Source organism: Myroides sp. NP-2 (genome assembly GCF_014145665.1).
In the GTDB taxonomy this organism is placed as follows: Bacteria; Bacteroidota; Bacteroidia; order Flavobacteriales; family Flavobacteriaceae; genus Flavobacterium.
Window position 1 is genome coordinate 112995 of sequence record NZ_JACHTD010000010.1, and the last position, 19065, is coordinate 132059.

Consider the following 19065-nt stretch of genomic DNA (forward strand, 5'->3'; position numbering starts at 1 on the left):
ACCGTAAAAACCGCGCAGATTTCGTTGCTGTTAGTTCTTTGTTCTTATTTAAAACAAGTTACTCCTCTCACATCTCCATTCTACACTAAACTATTTCGTTTTATCAGAGACAATGTGCAAATCGCGTTGTGGAAATGGAATTTCGATATTGGCTTCATCAAGTGCTACTTTGATAATCTGTTGGATTTCGAATACTGTATTCCAGTAATCTGCTTTTCCAATCCAAGTACGCACGTTTAAATCTACAGAGCTATCTCCTAAATTACTCACAAACACAATAGGTTCAGGACTTTGCAATACAGCTTTGTGTTTAGCTAAAGCGGCAAAAATAACATTTTGGGCTTCTTTGATATTCTCATTATAGCCGATGCCTACAACAAAATCATGTCGTCTAGAGGTAATTTCAGAGTAATTGGTAATTACAGAATTTGCCAAAGGTCCATTAGGGCTAAATATTTTCAATCCTGTTGGTCCGGTTAATGTGGTATACAGCAAATCAATGCGTTCTACGGTTCCTTCTGTACCGCTTGGATTCGAGATATAATCTCCTACCTTAAAGGGTTTGAATAGCAACACGAGAACTCCGCCAGCGAAATTCGACAAGCTCCCTTGTAGAGCCAAACCAATCGCCAAACCAGCCGAGGCAAAAATCGTTGCAATTCCCGCTACTTGGAATCCCATCGTTGCAGCTACCACAATTAGCAAGATGATGTACAGCGTCGCTTTGACTACACTCAATAAAAAACCGCGTAATGACAGCTCAACGTCTCTTTTCTCAAGACGTCTGCGAATCACCTTTAAAACAAGTTTAACTAGATACGAGCCGACTCCCAAGATGACTAATCCTAAAATTATTTTAGGTATTGCATGCCACATTGAATCTAACATCTGTTCTAGTCCATTCCATAACATTTCCATAGCTTTCTTTTTTTAATTTAGATTTTCAATTTCTTTTTCATGTCTTTCGACAGTGCATCTTTGTGCACCATAAAATCTGTCGTTTTGTATTTGACATACTCTTTGGACATATACATATATCCTTGGTGATCATTTGAAATTCCCCAAGAGTTTTTTACAATGTAAAATTCACGTCCTGATTGGTCCTTAGCAATTCCTACAATATGCATACCGTGATCATCCGTTGTGGAATAATTGTCAAATGCTTGTTGACGCATTTCAGCTGTTACGCTTCGCTCTGGTTTTGGTCCGTTGAAAATTTCCTTGCGCTCGTCTTCACTCATATCTTCCCAATCTTTTTCAGGAACATAGGCAACTCCATTTTTCCAGCTAAAGTATTTTTCGCTCACATCTCCACCCCAAGCAACAGTAAATCCATTGTTGATTGCCTCGTCTATGATATCGGTCATCTCGTTTACTTTCACGTTGTACACTTGATCAAACGCCCAGTTATCTGGCACTAATAGAACAAATTTATCATAGTAAGGGTAGTTCATATCTGAACCAATTTCGATATAGTCATCTGGATTAATTCCGATTACTTCGCTGGCAAAAGTCTGAGGAGTGTATTCTTTTCCTTCCCATTTGAATTTTTCTGGCACTTCACCAAGATAAGCATCAATGACTGCTGTATAGGCTTTTTGCCAGTTAGGTGTTAGTTTTCCATTTGGATTTGAAACTACTGCTTTTAGCACTCCTTCTTGGATCGCTGCCATTTCTGCAAATTGATTCTTCTTCGTACCGTAGTTTAATCCTGTATAAACCTCTTGTGGTACAGCACCATACATACGATACATATTCATTACATCGTGAAACGCACCTCCATCACCTAGCGTCACGGCACCTTGCATACGCACATACATTTTTCCTTTTTCGATATAGGCATTACGTGCCGAATAAATCTGCGAAATCTCAACTGGACGTTTACCCATACGCATCATTTCTGATTCGATAAACGAATTAGCAGAATAACTCCAACATGTTCCTGAAGATCCCTGATTTTTAATCGACGTATTTTCAATATCTACTACTGGCTTAAACTGATACAGCTCCTTGCTTTTATCACTTGCGTTTAATTTTAATGCATTGACAAGATTGTCTTGTGCGAATGTCGTTGACGCCGATATAACAGATAAAACCGCCGTCAAGACCCATGATTGAATCGTTTTTTTATTCATTTTTACTGTTGTTATAGTCGTAAAGATAAAAAAACATTGTTTAATGACCTTGGAGAACGGTTTTTTTTGTTCTTTATCTCACCTAGTTTATATTTTGTTTTGGTGTTCGATGAATTTTCACTTCGTTACGATTTGCTCGTTGTTGTTTAGTTTTCTCTACCATAACCTTACTCACCATTCACCAAAAAAAAAGCAACCCTTTCGGATTGCTTTTTTTTGACTATAATGTTTCTTTTAACCAACGGAAAAATTCACCTTGCCAAACTTGAGCGTTTTGCGGTTGAACTACCCAGTGATTTTCTTCTGGTAAGTATAAGAATCTACTTTTAATTCCTCTCAACTGCGCGGCTTGGAATGCTTCTTGTCCTTGTCCGATTGGCACGCGATAATCTTTTCCTCCTTGAATAATTAAGATCGGCGTGTTCCATTTATCCACATTGTTGATTGGGTTAAAGTTTTGAATTGCATTTTGTGCATCTTTATTGTCTTTTTCCCAATAAGCTCCACCTGTATCGAAATTAGGGAAGAAAACTTCTTCTGTAGTTCCGTACATGCTTACTAAGTCAAATACCCCACAGTGTGAGATAAACGTCTTAAATCTATTTTCGTGAATACCAGCCAAATAAAATACAGAATATCCCCCATAACTTGCACCGATTGCACCTAAGCGCTCCTTGTCAACATATGCTTCTTTTGCTACATCATCGATAGCGGCTAGGTAATCTTGCATGGGTTTACCTCCCCAATCTTTACTGATTGCCTCGTTCCACTCTACTCCATGTCCAGGCATCCCTCTGCGGTTTGGCGCTACAATAATGTAGCCTTCAGCAGCCATCAATTGGAAATTCCAACGAAAAGAATAGAATTGAGATAAAGCCGATTGTGGTCCCCCTTGCGCGTACAACAAAGTAGGGTATTGCTTATTCGGATCGAAATTCGGCGGGTAGACTACCCAAGTCACCATATCTTTTCCGTCTACTGTTTTCACTATGCGCTTTTCACTTTTGCTCATCGCAATTTTTGAATACAGTTCGTCGTTTACTTTAGTTAGTTGATTCCATGTTTTTTTCTTTAGATCGTAAGAAAAAATTTCCGTCGCATGATTGAAATCTGTACGAGTGAGTATCACTTTATCTCCATCAAATCCTACGATACCTGTAACGTCAAAGTTTCCGTCAGTCAACTGTCTCACTACTGGAGCGATGCGTTTTAACCCTGGGAAATTCACTTCAAACAGTTGTACCGTACCACCTACTGCTGCAACGAAATACACTTTGCTTCCGTCTTTGCTCCATTTATAGCTATCTACTGTACCATCCCAATTTGCCGTTAGGTTTTGCTCTACCTCACCAATACGCACAATAATATCGTTTTTATCAGCTTCGTATCCATCGCGTTTCATTTGCAACCAAGTCAAATGTCCTTGAGGAGAATACGTTGGATGCGTGTCATAACCAACATTTGATTCTGTTAGATTCTTTGTCTGTTGTGTTTCTAAATTATATTGGTATAAATCGGTGTTTGTACTCAAGGCATAATCCGTTCCAAACTTCTTTTTAGACACATAGACAATTGACTTTCCATCCGGTGCCCAAATATAATCCTCCGAACCTCCAAATGGTTTTTGCGGAGCATCATAGGGTTCATCTTTCATGATGTCAATTTTGTTGTCTTGTTTGTCTTTGGGTGCGTAAAACACGTGGTTGTGGGACCCGTCATTCCACGTATCCCAATGTCTGTAATCCAATCCATCAAACACATAGGCATCGGAATGCTCCATGGCTGGGTATAAATCTTTTCCTAAGACTTTATTGATTTTAACTGCTTCATCAAACAAGATATACTTCCCATCAGGTGAAATAGCGGTATTGTTTACCACATCTTTATGCGATTCTATTTCAACGGGTGTTCCACCTCCAATAGGCATTTGATAGGTTTTAGTATCAAAGCTATTTTCTTCCATCTTGGCATGAGTCACCTTGTAAACAAGGCTTTTCCCATCTTTTGAAATTCCAACAGGACTTACTCTCCCTAATTTCCACAAGAGTTCTTTTGTCATCACTTCTTGAGCGAACGTAGTAAAACACGCTAAACTCAAGGCAAACAAAACTATTTTTTTCATATTGAGTAGGTTTATTAAGCCGTAAATTTACTCTTTTCTTTTGATTCTAAACTACGACAGAATGCGATAGAAGTGTTAATAAGGCGGTTTTCTTTTCTTATTTATTTTGTAATTCATCCGCAAATCAAAACTAAAACCCCGTTTTTTATTCATCGAAAGCGAAAGAAAAAAGAGAAAAAAGTTCCATTATCCGAAATATTGGAATGCAATTTGAAGTGTTATTTTTATCTAAAACATAGAATTATTATAAAAATAATAACTATTTTCACCGACAAATTTTTTCATCTATGAAAAACAATAAACTTTTTATTGCTATTCTCATCGCCTTAGTTTTAGGGGTTATTTTTGGGAGTATCATTCATTATTCACTTCCAGACTACATTTCTGGTTTTTCAGAAAACATCAAATTACTAGGGACGATCTTCATTCGGTTGGTTCAAATGATCATAGCACCATTGGTTTTCTGTACTTTAGTGGTTGGAATTGCCAAAATGGGTGACATGAGAATGGTGGGTCGCGTCGGAGGAAAAGCAATGGGATGGTTTATTACCGCTTCCTTGGTTTCTCTTGGAATTGGTTTAGTTTTAGTAAACTGGTTTAAACCAGGAGCAAATGCAAACTTCAATTTAGACAACACCTCCTCTGCGGATGATCTATTAACGCGTACGAATGCATTAAGTCTTCAATCCTTTATTGAGCACTTAATTCCAAAGAGTATATTCGATGCTTTTGCTCACAATGAGATCTTACAAATTGTGGTATTTGCTGTATTTTTCGGCATAGCCTTAGCAAGTATTGGAAAAAAAGGAAAAGTCATTATCAAATTATTCGACCGCATTTCGGAAGTCGTGCTTAAAATGGTAACCTACATCATGTGGGCAGCTCCATTAGGGGTTTTAGGTGCGATTGCCAGTGCAGTTGCTCTATATGGACTGAGTATTTTCTTCACCTATGCCAAGTACTTACTCGCCTTTCTTGTTGGATTACTTGTTTTATGGGCCGTTTTAATTTTAGTGGGCTACCTAATTCTAGGAAAAGATGTATGGCGTTTGCTAAAAGCAATCAAAGAACCTTTACTAATTGCATTCTCTACAACAAGTAGCGAAGCAGTTTTCCCTAAATTGGTGGAGCAACTAAACAAATTTGGTTGTTCGCCTAAAATCGTATCCTTTACCTTGCCTTTGGGGTATTCCTTTAATCTGGATGGCAGTATGATGTACTTGACATTTGCCAGTATATTTATCGCCCAAATTTACGATGTTCCGATGACCTTAGGCGACCAAATTCTAATGCTTTTAGTGCTGATGATTACGAGTAAAGGTGTGGCGGGTGTACCCCGTGCTTCCTTGATTGTTATTGTGGCCACTTGCGCAATGTTTAATATCCCACCAGAAGGAATTGCATTTATCTTGCCTATTGATCACTTCTGCGATATGGGTAGAAGTATGACAAACGTTTTGGGTAATGCATTATCAACTGCCTCAATCGATAAGTTTGAAAGCAAAGAGGAGGAAAACACCCTGCAGATTGAAAATTAAAAAACACGATAAAACAAAATAAAGACACACTAAAAACAAACTATGGACGAATTTCATTTATCACAATTAATCAATCCTGAGTTCTATATCAATTTAGAGATTGCGGGTCACTCTATTGGAATATATGTTGTATTGTTTATTGTATTTGCTGAAACAGGATTATTTGCTGGATTCTTTTTACCAGGGGATAGTTTACTGTTCTTGGCTGGTATTTACAGTACGGCATTAATGCAAGAAATTTTCCCAATAGAAAGCGACTTTTTAAACGTTGCTCTGTTATCCACCTTAGTCGCTGTAGCCGGAATTCTCGGCAACTCCTTTGGCTATTGGTTTGGCGCCAAGAGTGGCAATTACCTTTACAATGTAAAAGACAATTTCATTTACAAGAAAAAATATCTATACGAATCAAAAGTATTCTTTGAAAGACACGGTGGAAGAGCGATTATCTTTGCTCGTTTCTTGCCTGTTGTTAGAACTTTTGCTCCGATTATCGCGGGAATTGTCCGCATGGATATTAAGCGTTTTATGCTGTACAACGTTATTAGTTCATTTTTATGGGCAACTACGTTGATTTTTGCAGGACATTACTTACAAGTTTGGTTGTTGGAAAGCTACGGCATCAACTTGAAAGATTATATCGAGTACATTGTCTTGTTCTTGGTTCTTGCTACTACTTTGCCAATTATCATCAAATTGGCAAAAAGAAAGAAAACAGAAACCATCACAGAAGAATAATTAAAAATAGGCACATGAGTGCCTATTTTTTTTGGTTTACGGTGACAGTTATAGCACTAAAAACAAAAAGCGACGGTTTTCACCGTCGCTTTTCTTATTTTGGTATGTGGATATCAAAACGAGATGATCGTTTCTCTAACACACTACAATCTACTCTGCAGGAGCTAATTCAATTATTAACCCTTCCAGTTCGGGAACAATTGCAATTTGACATCCTAAACGACTATTGTCTTTGACGTTTAGTGCTTCCCAAAGCATTGCCTCCTCATCGGGATTCATTTCTGGTACATCAACTTCATCAGCGTTGTGAACATAACACTGACAAGAAGCACACATAGCCATTCCACCACAAATACCAATAGTTCCTTCGGGTGCTAGTTCATAAGCACGAACAACTTCCATGACGTTCATACTCATATCTGTTGGCGCATCAACCTCGTGTTTTACACCTTCTCTATCAATAATTGTAATTTTAATATCTGACATGACTATTCAATTGATTTAACAACAGCTTTTTCCGCTTCTTTTCGCGTTCCATCAAATCCATTAATCCCAGAAACCGTCGTATATTTCAAGACGAATTTCTTTCCAGGATTCAACATGTTATACACACTTTGACACATTAAAGTCGCTTCGTGGAATCCACATAGAATCAACTTTAGTTTTCCTGGATAGGTATTAATATCACCAATAGCATAAATTCCAGGGATATTCGTTTGATAATCCAATGCGTTATTTACTTTAATCGCATTTTTTTCAATTTCCAATCCCCAATCTGCAATTGGACCCAATTTAGGTGTTAACCCAAACAAAGGAATAAAGTAATCACAAGGAACATCACGGCGTTCGCCTTCGCATTCCACTACTACAGCATCTAGTTTAGTCGTTCCTTTCAGTTCAACGATTTCTGCTGGGGTGATTAAATGAATTTTCCCTTTATCTTTCAGGACTTGTACTTTCTCTACAGAATCTAAAGCCCCTCTAAATTCGTTACGTCTATGTACCAAATAAACTTTCTCTGCCACATCAGCTAAGAAAATACTCCAATCTAGGGCAGAGTCACCTCCACCAGCGATTACGATGTGTTTTCCAGCGAACATTTCTGGTTTTTTCACGAAATACTCAACGCCTTTATCTTCGTAATACGCCAAGTTTTCCAGTTCTGGTTTACGCGGTTCAAAAGAACCTAAACCTCCAGCAATAGCCACTGCTTTTCCGTGGTGTTTTGTTCCTTTATTAGTGGTAACGATAAACGTACCGTCTTCTTGTTTTTCGATTGTTTCAGCAACTTCATTCAGGGTGAAACCCGGTTGAAACTGCTTGATTTGCTCCATTAAATTATCGATTAATTCTGCTGCTCCCACGGTAGGATATCCCGGGATATCGAAAATAGGTTTTTTAGGATAAAGCTCAGTTAATTGACCTCCTGGTTGAGGCAATCCGTCAATGATATGACATTTAAGCTTTAACAAACCTGCTTCAAAAACAGCAAATAGACCCGTTGGTCCAGCTCCAATAATAATTATATCGGTTTCAATCATGGTGTAGTTCTTTAATACAAAGGTATCCTTTGTAATGTTTATTAAAAATGATAAAAGTCAACTAAATGAAAGATAATATACTCTCTAGCAAATAGTTGACTTGTTATTTTTATCCAACATTAACTACCGACTCGATCTCGGGTGCATATTTTTTAATTGTAGTTTCAACCCCAGCACTCAATGTCATTTGATTGACACTGCAAGCTGTGCACGCTCCTTCTAAGCGAACTTTTACGTGCTTGTCATCCTCTATATCAATTAAGGTAATATCTCCGCCATCGGTTTGCAAAAACGGGCGAATCTCGTCTAACGCCTTCATAACGTTTTCTCTGATAGTTTCTGATGCCATATATTTAGTCTATAAAATGGTTTTATTTTTTCCCTACAGCTGAACACCCAGCCATAGTCGTAATTTTAATTGCCTCTGTTGGCGGCAAGGAATCGTTGCGCAATACCACTTGTTCAACTACATTTCTAGTAATCTCTTCAAATACTTTAGCAACAATCGTATCACTTTGTAGTGCTGCAGGACGACCGAAATCCCCTGCCTCTCTAATACTTTGAACAATAGGCACCTCACCTAAGAAAGGCACTTGTAAGTCTTGCGCCAGGTTCTTCGCTCCGTTTTCTCCAAAGATATAATACTTGTTGTCTGGCAATTCTTCTGGTGTGAAATAAGCCATGTTTTCAACAATTCCCAACACGGGTACATTGATGCTGTCTGAAGTAAACATCGACACTCCTTTTTTTGCGTCTGCAAGTGCAACGGCTTGTGGTGTAGATACCACAACGGCTCCTGTAACAGGTAGTGATTGCATGATTGACAGATGAATATCTCCTGTTCCTGGAGGTAAATCCAATAGTAAGAAGTCTAATTCGCCCCAATCTGCGTCAAAAATCATCTGATTTAATGCTTTAGCTGCCATAGGTCCTCTCCAAATGATTGCTTGATCTGCTTTGGTAAAAAATCCAATAGACAGCAATTCAACCCCATAAGAAAGAATAGGCTTCATTTTTGAGCGCCCATCTACTTCAACTGAAATGGGTTTTGCGTTTTCTACGTCAAACATAATTGGCATTGACGGACCGTAGATATCTGCGTCTAACACCCCTACACGGAAGCCCATATTAGCTAGACTTGCCGCAATATTTGCTGTAACAGTAGATTTACCAACACCTCCCTTTCCAGAAGAAATCGCAACGATATTTTTAATACCTGGTATTGCTTTTCCTTTTATCTCTGGTTTTTCAGGTGCTTCTACTTTAATATTTACTTTTACTTTTGCCTTGTCGCACACTTGTTCGTGAATCACTTTCATCACATCTACTTCGGCTCTTTTTTTGATGTGCAAAGCGGGCGTTGACAAAATTAAATCAACAACAACCTCATCTCCAAAGGTCATAACGTTGTTTACTGCCCCACTTTCAACCATATTTTTTCCTTCTCCAGCAATAGAAATAGTCTCTAATGCCTTCAAAATATCTTTTCTATCTAATTTCATTATATGCGATTAGTTTTCAATATTTTACTATAAATCTTGACTAACGCAAATATAGCAGTTATATTTGAAATTATGATGTTAATATATTCTAAATGCAATTCCCTAGTACACTTGGCCTTATAGGTGATTCGCATAATTAAGCGCTCTTTTTTTAGCTAAAAAAACGCGTTTTATTTCGTTCTGAATAAGGGCAAATTCTGCAGTGAGCAGTTGATTTTTCGCTGCATTAAAGGAGAAAATATCCGCCTTGCCATTCTCGTATTTTACCTGAGTTGTATGAAAGGATTTTTGTGCTAATTCGATACTGTTTCTCAAGCGTTGGTTTAGGGTTTCAATCTGATCGATTTCTTGGATTAATTGGTCATTTTCTTTTTGAATAAATCGCTCTTTGTCCTGAATTTTCAGCGTATTTAGCTCGCTATCAACTTTGTTTTTTCGCAACTGCCTCGTGATAGCCCCCCCTTGAAAAAGGGGAATGTTAAAACCAATACCGACATAGTGACTTTTATTGTCGCCAAACTGTCTAGAAAACGAAGCCACCTCCCAATCCAAACTGGTATTAAAGGGTTTTGAATAGAAAGTTCCCCACTGATAATTGGCGGTAATTCGAGGGTATTTCTTTGCTTGTAAAGCCTTTCTTTCCGCCTCTAAAATGAGCTGATACTGCTTTGCTTTTTCCAAGATGGGATTGAACTCATAATCCGAATTATATCCAACAAATTCCCGTTCAAACACCAGTTCAAAATCGGTAATTTCAACCGTTTTAACATCCAACAGCTGAAGGAGCTGTAATTTTTGGTTGTGTAAATCATTGACGGTTTGTTGTATTCCAATTTGTTCATTGGCAAAGATATACTCAATGTCATATTGATCGCTTTGGGGTTTGGCCCCTGCCTCAACTTCTTTGATCACGCGTTCCATATTGAGCTGGCTATTTTTCAACTGTTGGCTTTGCAAAGTATAGTACTCTTGGGTTCCAATAATGCGAAAAAATAAATCCAAGACACGTTGTTGGTAGTAATACTTCACCTCTTCTTCTTGAAGGTTGGCATAAGAGGTGTTTAACTTTCGGCTCTGACGATCGAGATAATCCGACCAATCAAACAAGCTAATCGACGCATCTACTGACGTTTGTAAGGATTGAATATTTGAGCTTACTCGGGTGTTGGTCGTTGGATTAATCGCCGATCCATAATTAAAGCTCTGTGAGGCATTCAATCCGACTTTTGGCAAGAAATAAGAGGCCATACTGCGCTGTTGTACCTCCACCGTGCTCTTTTCCAGCTGTGCTAGCATCAACTCATAGCTATTTTCTTCTCCCAAGCGCATACAATCACTTAGCGTCCACTTTTCTTGTGCAAAGAGGAAGGAGGTACAACATACAGCAATTAACGTCCAAATCTTCTTATTCATAATTTATGTATTTTAATGTTGAAATACGCGTTGCTTTGATGGATTTCCAAAAAACCAACAGCATGGAAAAGAACGTTAACCCAATAAAAGCAAACAAGAATGGCCAGATGGACAAGTCAATGCGGTAAACGAAATCTTCTAACCACAATTGCAACAAATAGTAAACAGGATAAACAGATAATACAAATCCGAACACACAGTAAACCATGAAACGCGCCGATAGATTAAAGATGAGTTCTTTTCTACTCGCGCCTAGTACCTTTCGGATCGCAATTTCTTTTAATCGGCTTTCGATACTAAAGGACACAATAGCCATCAATCCAAAGAGAGCAATAAACATCGACACCCCCATTAACCACAAAAAAAGCGTTCGTTCATATAAGGTTTTCTGATAGCTCACAGCAAATTCTTTATTGGCAAATTCATATTGCATGGGATACGTCTGTTCCACGCGTTTCGTCCAAAAAGCTTCCAATTGAGTTAGGGTGTGTTGTACGTTCTCAGGATCAATTTTTACGGAAATTGTTTCAATCAGTCCCGAAAACCATCCTACTGAGTTAGGCATAAAATAGGTTACGGGGGGAATTTCCTGACTAAATCCTTCTATTTTCATATCTTTTACAACGCCAATAATTTCAAAATCCCGTCCGTTCCACTTCATCTTTTTCCCGATAATTCCATCTGAAAAATTAAACGTTCTCTTATAGGTTTCATTAACGACAATTTTATTGATGCTATCTGATGCGAAAGCGCGATCGAAAAATCGTCCTTCAACCAATTGTCCATCGAATACTTTAAGGAAATCATAGCCTACAGGGACGTTTTCACTTTGAAAAGATACTTCTCCAATCATATTACTTGAACTACTGCCATAGCCCGATCCCATCAACATAGAATGGTTTGTGATGGCCCTAACTCCCTCTATTTTTTGTAGATCTGCTTCTATGCGCTGATAGATGGCACTGTGTTGTTTTTCGTCTTTGACTTTAAAGCGAATATTGACCACTTGATCGCCATTAAAGCCCAAATCTTCTTGTAAGAGATGGCTGACTTGTTGTTGAACAAAAATGGCCGTAGACAAAAAGAAAAACGCAATCACAAATTGAAAAACCAATAGCGCATTACGCAAACGCAAACCTGATTTACTTCGAGAAAAATTACCTTTCAATACTTTAATTGCATCAAAAGAGGCTACAAAAAGACTAGGTAATACACCTAATAATAGGTATACCCCAAGCAAAAGTAGACCAAGAACAGGCACTAAGGACAAAAAATCCGTTGTTAGGGTTCGACTTACTAAAATAGTAAAATAAGGCATGCCCAATTCAACGAGAACCAAGGCAACTGCAAAAGAAAACAAGGTTGTGATCCCCGCTTCAAACATCATCTGTTTTAACAACTGACGCTGCGTACTTCCGATAGCTTTTCGAATACCAATTTCCTTAGCGCGCTTAAAGCTTTGTACGAGTGCAAGATTGATAGCGTTGACAAGCGCTAACACCAAGAGTAAAATGGCAGAAAACAACATGATATTTACAATTTTATTTGCCGCTGGTCCTGCTCCTAATCCACTCGATTCTGGATTGAGGTGAACTCCACTCAGTTCATTGTATTTCAACACCATAAATCCCTGCATCTTTTCTTTCAGCTCTTCAACTGAAACTCCTTCATCTTGAGCATATAACTGTGTAATCTCTTTGTAAAAAACATCCTGTAACTGCTTTTCCACTTCATTTATTCCTATTCCTTCTTTTAATTTAAGGAGTAACCTATAGTTGTGATCTCCCCAATTATCTGCTCGATTATAGGCAATTTGACTTTCTGTTACATAAGAGGTTAGTCCCTTAAACCTAATGGAACTATTTCCAGGTATTTCAAACACAAAGCGAACCGTTAGTACTTTTCCATTGTCTAGTTGTACGAGTTTTCCAATTGGATCAATTCCTACACCAAACAATCGCTCTGCTTCATTCTTTTCTAGCGCTAAGGCGTCTTTGTAATTTTGTTTATACGCTTCCGCACTACCAAAGACTGCTGTAAAAGGAAAAAATTCGAAGAAATTCGCTTGACGTTCGTCAATATCATATAAGAAATCAGCTTTCCCCTCCACTACTACACTCATCATATTGAAAGACATATAGCTAAAGTTATAGGCTTCAATTATAGAGGTAGCTTGATCGAGTTGATTGGCTATAGGAGCAGGAAACCAATTTTTAAAATAGGAATCTGCTGTTCCTTCTACCTCATACACTCTGTTTTTATAGGGGTTCCATTGGTCAAAGCTATGCTCGTTTTTCCAATAGAAAAGCACAATAATCAGTGTGGCCATACCGATAGCTAACCCCAAAATATTGAGCAAGGATAACCAGATATTCTTTTTAAAATATCGGAAATATAATTTTAACCAATTGGAAACCATACAGTGAATTAATTTAGTTTTTCAATTTTACCCCCAGATGATTTAGAGGTCTCTACTAATCTGGCATTGCCATAAACATTGATCTTACCTGAAGAGCTTGCTTTGCCTTTTACCTCGTCTGCTACCGTAAAACTCATAGTTCCTGAAGAGCTTGCTTTGCCATTCAACGTTTGAATTGCAAAGTCTTTTCCGTCGATTTTAGCTGAGCTGGACGCTTTAGCATCAACCGATCTAGCTGATCCTTCTACCTCCACTCGTGCCGAACTACTCACTATAAATTCTACTTTATTGGCTTTTAGGTCCATATCGATCTTTGAAGAGGAACTTGCTTCTATTGTTGTACTATTTGCAATTTCAAATTTGCCCTCTACTTTAGAAGATGAACTTGTTGTAACCGTTAAATTGTCTGCTTGAATTACATCTGCCATAAACTTTCCTGAACTACTGGTCGTAATGCTGAATTGTTTTGCTTTTACTTTGTTTGTTAGCGTAAATACCGCAGAAGAAGAAACATGGGCTGCTGTTAGAGATGAATGGTTCACTTTTACGTGCACACGTCCCATTTTATAATTGAAAACTCCTCTTGGCATGTCGATATACACTTGAAGCACGCCATTCTTGACTTCAGTTTTGACGTATTGCATGTCCTTTTCGTCTTCTACTTCTACTGCAACAGTCGTGGATCCTCCTGCTGTATAATCTAGGTGGATCCCTTGTGATACTTTGACCTGTTCAAAATCGATGACTTGTCTTTTTTCTTGTTTTTGTGCCAATACGGCACTTCCCATTAATAGGAAGATAAATACTATTTTTTTCATTTTATATCTAGTTTTATTCATATTTAATATAGTGTAACACATCGAGATGCACCGCTTTTCGCGTTTTTTGCAATACGACTAACAAAGTCAAAAGCACAATACAGCTACAACTTAATCCAAACACTTCCCATCCTATATCAATGCGGTAAGCATATTCACTCAACCAATGTTCTAGCAAGTAATAGCTGGGAAAAATGGACAATCCAAAACCGATCATACAATACATCAAATATTGGAAGGATAGCTTTTGAATTAATTCTCGTGTATTAGCCCCTAATACTTTGCGAATAGCCACTTCTTTTAATTTGCCGTTTAACGCAAAAGTAACGAGAGCTAGGAGCCCAAATAAAGCAATGAAAACAACGCCAATACTCAGAAAATTAAACACTTGACGTTCAAGGAGCACTTGATCAAATGTTTTGGCAAACTGGCGATCGACAAACTCGTATTGAAAGGGTATATCGGGGTTTAAATTAAATTTACTCCACGTTTTTTCAACAGCTTGTATGGTTTGTTCCATTTTATCTCCTGCCTTTATTTTTACATATATCTTTTCAATACTTCCCATCTTGTGTTCTATTCCATTCATGTAATAGTAAGCAGTAGGGGTGACTTCTTCTTCAAGGCTTTTAAAATTGTAATCTTTTACTACACCAATTATACTATGCGAACGTCCTAAAGCTTTGAGTGATTTTCCCAAGGGATCTCCACCATCAATTGCTCGAACAAAAGTCTCATTCACGACAAGGTGTTGAATCGAATCAGACGCCAACATTGGATTGTAATCTCGACCTTTAACTAGGGGAATTTGAAACAGTTCAAAAAAGCCAAAATCAATTTGAACCACCGTATACACTAATTCTTTCCCCTCTAGTTTTCCCGAAGTTGAAGCCGAAGAACTACGCCCAAAAACCTGATCAGAGGCAGATATACCCTCGACTCCTGGAATTTTTTGCATTTCATTTTTGAGCACTTCATATTTTTCTAACAATAAATCATTATTTGTCCACCTCAACTCTTCATTAAAACTAAAGCTAATCACTTGATCCCCTTTAAAACCTAGATCTTTGTTTAGCATATAGTGTACTTGTTGATTAAAAATAAACGTACTACTAATGAAAAAGGAAGCAATAGCCAACTGAAGGATTAAAAATACCTTTTTGAGTACTCTACCGTTTTTTGAGGCTATAAAGTTGCCCTTCAAAATGGAAATAATGGGCTGTTTAGTTACATAAAAAGCAATAATACTTCCCGTGAGTAATGACATACTGATCAACAACAAAAGAAAGCAAATACTCAACACGCCTATCGGCATCTCCAGCTGTACGTCAACCATTTGATTGACATAGGGCAACATCAATCCCATGCAAAAGAAGCTTATTACCAAAGCAATAGTCAGCGTTAAGGCCGTTTCTACTACTATTTGCTGTACAATATACCTTGAGCTCCCTCCGAGAATTCGCCTTAGTCCTAGCTCTTTCATTCGCAATAAAAACTGCGTAATAGAAAAATTGATAAAGTTGATGAGTGCCAAGCTAAAAATTACAACTGCTAATCCCCAAAAGATATACATCATATGTAGGTTTGCACTGCCTTCTGGACTCAATTTCCCATACTTACTTAGACGTACTCCTCCGAGATCTGACAGGACTATAGGAGTATTGAGCAGCTGATTTTCCTTCAATTCTTCAACCGTGATTCCACCTTCTTTGGCCATAGGTATAAAGTAATGTTGATCCATCGTTTCGCGAATAGCCACTAAGGCCTGATCGGGCTTAGATGTCTTGATCAATAATCCAAAGTACTGCTCTTGCCAATTTGTTTTAGCGGCAACGAGTTGATCCATACCTGCTACGATTGCATCGGGCATAAAACTGCTTTTTTGACCGTCTAGCGTAAAAACCCCTGTTACAACTCTCCACTCTTCTTCCATGTACACTTCGCGCCCCAAAGGATTAACTCCACGTCCAAAAATCTCAATAGCTTTTTGCTCTTCTAAAACAAGGCTATTTTGATCTTGCAAAGCAGTTGCTGCTGATCCATAAACAAAAGAAAAAGGAAAAAAATCAAAGAAATTACGTTGACTTAAAAAAATCTTTTTCAGCGTATAAGACACTTTGTCTTTTTCAATTGTCCCTTCATCGTATCCGGTATAGTAAATAAAATCCTCAACAAAAGCATAGTTTTCTTTTAGCGTTCTTCCCAACGGAAAAGGCTGATTGATATACGCAAAATCACCAGAATCATGTAAAACCATAAAAAGCTGATCTTTATTGGGATTCCATTGTTCATACGCGTGTTCATCATGATAGTTAAGCACAGCAAGTGTAAGTAGCGATATACCAAAGGACAACCCTAAAACAGTTAAAACAAAATAGATTTTATTTTTGAACCAATGATAATAATAAACGTTCAACCAACTTTTTAACATCCTTATTCGTATTTAATATATTTTAAAACGTTCACACGGGTGGCCTGATACGCTCTACTCACCACAATAAGTAAGGTAAGTATGACAATAAGAATCAGACAAACAACGTAAACTTCATAACTTATTTCGATGCGATACGCATAATCACTCAACCAGGCATTCAATAAATAATAACTGGGGAAGACAGATAGTCCAAAACCGATCATACAATAAATCAGGTATTGATAAGACAAGTCTTGAATTAAACCTCTTGTTTCTGCTCCTAATACTTTGCGAATGGCAATCGCTCTCAATTTGGTGCCTATGGTATAGGAGGAAACAGCGAAAAGTCCAAATAAAGCAATAAAGATGACCAGATAACTTAACCCCATCATCACTTGTTGCTGTATCTTTATCTTTTCGAAGTTTTTTGCAAATTTCTGATCCATGAAACTGTACTCAAAAGACTTATCCGTTCCTTTATGGAAGGTCTCCCATAGTTTTTCAACCGCAGGTAGGATAGTTTCAAGCTGATGTACATCTAGCTTCATACTCACTTGAGTAAAGTGAAAGAAAGTTTGGGAAGGCAACACAAACATCTTTGGGCTTATTTCATATTCAAATCCTGCAGTGTGAAAATCCTGTACGACGCCTACAATGGTTGTTCCATTGACAACCAATCCCGCTATACTATCTTTGTGCAATTGACGTAATAAGCTTTCGTTGATTACGGCATTTTGAATACTATCACTAGCGAATTTATTCGTCAGATAACGCCCTTCTTTCAATCCCACTTGCATCATTTCCAAATACCCCGCTTCGACATTGTGAACTGCTACTCTCAAATTCTCCCCTTCATATTCAAATAGCTGCATATAACGACTTCGCTCCTCACTGCCATAGTCTAAATCGGTAAAGGCCATTTGTTCCACACCTTTTATTCTCAGCGCTTCCTGTTTAAAAGCTTGATACGCCTGATGTCTTTCCTCTATTTCTATCGGTTCTTCCTCTAAAAAGGGAAAACTAATCACCTGATCCCCTGAAAAACCCAAGGATTTGGTTGTCATATAGTGGACCTGTTGGTACATGATATACGTGCTCGAGATAAACCAACAGGCAATGGCAAACTGTAGAATCAAAAACGCATTTTTCAGGACACTTCCTGAACGACTCCGATAATAATTTCCCTTTAATACAGGAAGTATTTGGTAGTTGGATCGATAGAGCGCAGGAATCAATCCCCCCAGCAACAAAACCAAGAGGTAAACACCAACAAACAAAAAGAGGGCATCACGCAGGTGAACGACAATATGCGTTCCTAAAAACGAATTGACGAAAGGCAAAATCCACAGTACCATAAAGAAGCTTCCTACAAAAGAAAGCAGCATGGTAAGAGAGGTTTCAAATAAAGCTTGTTGTATAATCTTGCGCTTTGATCCTCCTAATACTTTGCGAATCCCTACTTCCTTCGCTCGCGAAACCGCTTGCGAAAGGGACAAGTTGACGTAGTTAAACAGCGATAGAACAAAGAGCACCCACGACAAGCCTACAATCACATAAAGGGTTGTGCCTTTGACATTGGCTTCTGGGGTAACTACATTTCCTGCATCTTCAAAATGCAATCCCTTTAAGGGATGTATCACTGTTTTTTGATTGTAAATACCATTGTTTTTTTTCTCAAACTCTGCTAAAGAAAGCTGCTGTTTTTCAGCCATAGGCAGGAGATAGTATTGGCTATAAATCTGATCTGCTGCTTGGGCAAGTTTCTCTCCCTCCTTGGTCTTGATTAACACAGAAGAACTACTATAATTCCAATTACCGACTAAATCTTCAGGTATGAATTGATGATCATTGACAACGGCATCTGGCATAAAACTACTGCGTTTACCTTCCAAATCATACACCGCTACAACGGTGTACCACTCGTCATCTACCTCAATCTGTTCGCCAATTGGATTGACACCTTCACCAAAAACAACTGATGATTTTTGTTTTTCTAACGCAATCTCCTTTGGATTTTTAAATATACTCGAAGGTGATCCATAGATAATCTTATAAGGGAAAAAGGAAAAAAAAGAAGCATTAGTCTGTAGGATTTTCTCTATGGCATACGCTTTTTTATTGTGCATAACATGCGTTGAAAAGTATCCACTATACAGTAAATAATCTTCAACAAAGTTATGATGTTCTTTGAGCAAACTAGACAAGACATAGGGTTGAGAACCGAACGAATGGTTGTCACTTCGACTCTCGATAAAATACACCTCTTCTTTATTTGCGTTCCAACGATCAAAAGACGTCTCTTCCTGCCAATAGAGCGTCGATAACAACACAGCAGTAATACCCAATGCCAAACACAACAAATTAAATAAAACGTATAGTTTATTTTTCTTGCTGTGATACACGACTATTTTAAACCAATTATTTAGCAT

The 19065-nt window shown here is 38.0% G+C and carries 14 protein-coding genes; 2 read left to right on the forward strand and 12 right to left on the reverse strand.

All coding sequences use genetic code 11. The features are described from left to right. Positions 1-90: 90 nt before the first annotated feature. From H4K35_RS11045 to H4K35_RS11055, 3 genes are all read right to left on the reverse strand, one after another. Positions 91-918 (reverse strand): mechanosensitive ion channel family protein, encoded by an 828-nt coding sequence (locus H4K35_RS11045; protein WP_182627934.1) that lies wholly within the window; start codon positions 916-918, stop codon positions 91-93. Positions 919-935: 17 nt separating this feature from the next. Then, a complete protein-coding gene (locus tag H4K35_RS11050) occupies positions 936-2135 on the reverse strand; it encodes an aminopeptidase C (RefSeq protein ID WP_182627936.1) in 1200 nt (399 codons plus the stop codon). 220 nt (positions 2136-2355) lie between these two features. Beyond that, positions 2356-4257 (reverse strand): S9 family peptidase, encoded by a 1902-nt coding sequence (locus H4K35_RS11055; RefSeq protein ID WP_182627938.1) that lies wholly within the window; start codon positions 4255-4257, stop codon positions 2356-2358. A 287-nt stretch (positions 4258-4544) separates the two neighbouring features. On the opposite strand from H4K35_RS11055, the gene H4K35_RS11060 reads away from it, so the two are divergent. Then, the gene (locus H4K35_RS11060) at positions 4545-5795 is read left to right on the forward strand and encodes a dicarboxylate/amino acid:cation symporter (RefSeq protein ID WP_182627940.1); all 1251 of its coding nucleotides are present in this window, start codon (positions 4545-4547) and stop codon (positions 5793-5795) included. Between the two features lie 42 nt (positions 5796-5837). Then, positions 5838-6530 carry a DedA family protein gene (locus H4K35_RS11065; protein ID WP_182627943.1) on the forward strand — a complete coding sequence of 231 codons (693 nt, stop codon included), beginning with the start codon at positions 5838-5840 and terminating at the stop codon, positions 6528-6530. A 150-nt stretch (positions 6531-6680) separates the two neighbouring features. On the opposite strand, the gene H4K35_RS11070 is transcribed toward H4K35_RS11065, so the two are convergent. The 9 genes from H4K35_RS11070 to H4K35_RS11110 all read right to left on the reverse strand — a co-directional run bounded on the left by H4K35_RS11070 (position 6681) and on the right by H4K35_RS11110 (position 19065). Continuing rightward, a complete protein-coding gene (locus tag H4K35_RS11070; RefSeq protein ID WP_182627945.1) occupies positions 6681-7016 on the reverse strand; it encodes a 2Fe-2S iron-sulfur cluster-binding protein in 336 nt (111 codons plus the stop codon). Between the two features lie 2 nt (positions 7017-7018). After that, on the reverse strand, positions 7019-8071 hold the full coding sequence (locus H4K35_RS11075) for an NAD(P)/FAD-dependent oxidoreductase (RefSeq protein ID WP_182627947.1): 1053 nt from the start codon (positions 8069-8071) through the stop codon (positions 7019-7021). Positions 8072-8180: 109 nt separating this feature from the next. Beyond that, positions 8181-8420: a NifU family protein gene (locus H4K35_RS11080; protein WP_182627949.1), complete on the reverse strand. Its 240-nt coding sequence runs from the start codon at positions 8418-8420 to the stop codon at positions 8181-8183. Between the two features lie 22 nt (positions 8421-8442). Beyond that, the gene (locus H4K35_RS11085; RefSeq protein ID WP_182627951.1) at positions 8443-9573 is read right to left on the reverse strand and encodes an Mrp/NBP35 family ATP-binding protein; all 1131 of its coding nucleotides are present in this window, start codon (positions 9571-9573) and stop codon (positions 8443-8445) included. A 117-nt stretch (positions 9574-9690) separates the two neighbouring features. Beyond that, entirely contained in the window at positions 9691-10986 is a 1296-nt protein-coding gene (locus tag H4K35_RS11090) for a TolC family protein (protein WP_182627953.1), read from the reverse strand. Further along, positions 10979-13405 (reverse strand): ABC transporter permease, encoded by a 2427-nt coding sequence (locus tag H4K35_RS11095; RefSeq protein WP_182627956.1) that lies wholly within the window; start codon positions 13403-13405, stop codon positions 10979-10981. The genes H4K35_RS11090 and H4K35_RS11095 overlap by 8 nt, the downstream gene beginning before the upstream one ends. Before the next feature lie 8 nt (positions 13406-13413). Next, a complete protein-coding gene (locus H4K35_RS11100; RefSeq protein ID WP_182627958.1) occupies positions 13414-14223 on the reverse strand; it encodes a DUF2807 domain-containing protein in 810 nt (269 codons plus the stop codon). A gap of 13 nt (positions 14224-14236) precedes the next feature. Further along, positions 14237-16654, reverse strand: a complete 2418-nt coding sequence (locus tag H4K35_RS11105; RefSeq protein ID WP_182627960.1) for an ABC transporter permease — start codon at positions 16652-16654, stop codon at positions 14237-14239. Positions 16655-16656: 2 nt separating this feature from the next. Next, positions 16657-19065 carry an ABC transporter permease gene (locus H4K35_RS11110; protein ID WP_182627962.1) on the reverse strand — a complete coding sequence of 803 codons (2409 nt, stop codon included), beginning with the start codon at positions 19063-19065 and terminating at the stop codon, positions 16657-16659.

What these genes read in the sequence shown, in the direction of transcription:
- H4K35_RS11045 (WP_182627934.1), bottom strand. Translation starts at nt 918, where the DNA reads ATGGAAATGTTATGGAATGGACTAGAACAGATGTTAGATTCAATGTGG.
- H4K35_RS11050 (WP_182627936.1), bottom strand. Translation starts at nt 2,135, where the DNA reads ATGAATAAAAAAACGATTCAATCATGGGTCTTGACGGCGGTTTTATCT.
- H4K35_RS11055 (WP_182627938.1), bottom strand. Translation starts at nt 4,257, where the DNA reads ATGAAAAAAATAGTTTTGTTTGCCTTGAGTTTAGCGTGTTTTACTACG.
- H4K35_RS11060 (WP_182627940.1), top strand. Translation starts at nt 4,545, where the DNA reads ATGAAAAACAATAAACTTTTTATTGCTATTCTCATCGCCTTAGTTTTA.
- H4K35_RS11065 (WP_182627943.1), top strand. Translation starts at nt 5,838, where the DNA reads ATGGACGAATTTCATTTATCACAATTAATCAATCCTGAGTTCTATATC.
- H4K35_RS11070 (WP_182627945.1), bottom strand. Translation starts at nt 7,016, where the DNA reads ATGTCAGATATTAAAATTACAATTATTGATAGAGAAGGTGTAAAACAC.
- H4K35_RS11075 (WP_182627947.1), bottom strand. Translation starts at nt 8,071, where the DNA reads ATGATTGAAACCGATATAATTATTATTGGAGCTGGACCAACGGGTCTA.
- H4K35_RS11080 (WP_182627949.1), bottom strand. Translation starts at nt 8,420, where the DNA reads ATGGCATCAGAAACTATCAGAGAAAACGTTATGAAGGCGTTAGACGAG.
- H4K35_RS11085 (WP_182627951.1), bottom strand. Translation starts at nt 9,573, where the DNA reads ATGAAATTAGATAGAAAAGATATTTTGAAGGCATTAGAGACTATTTCT.
- H4K35_RS11090 (WP_182627953.1), bottom strand. Translation starts at nt 10,986, where the DNA reads ATGAATAAGAAGATTTGGACGTTAATTGCTGTATGTTGTACCTCCTTC.
- H4K35_RS11095 (WP_182627956.1), bottom strand. Translation starts at nt 13,405, where the DNA reads ATGGTTTCCAATTGGTTAAAATTATATTTCCGATATTTTAAAAAGAAT.
- H4K35_RS11100 (WP_182627958.1), bottom strand. Translation starts at nt 14,223, where the DNA reads ATGAAAAAAATAGTATTTATCTTCCTATTAATGGGAAGTGCCGTATTG.
- H4K35_RS11105 (WP_182627960.1), bottom strand. Translation starts at nt 16,654, where the DNA reads ATGTTAAAAAGTTGGTTGAACGTTTATTATTATCATTGGTTCAAAAAT.
- H4K35_RS11110 (WP_182627962.1), bottom strand. Translation starts at nt 19,065, where the DNA reads ATGCTAAATAATTGGTTTAAAATAGTCGTGTATCACAGCAAGAAAAAT.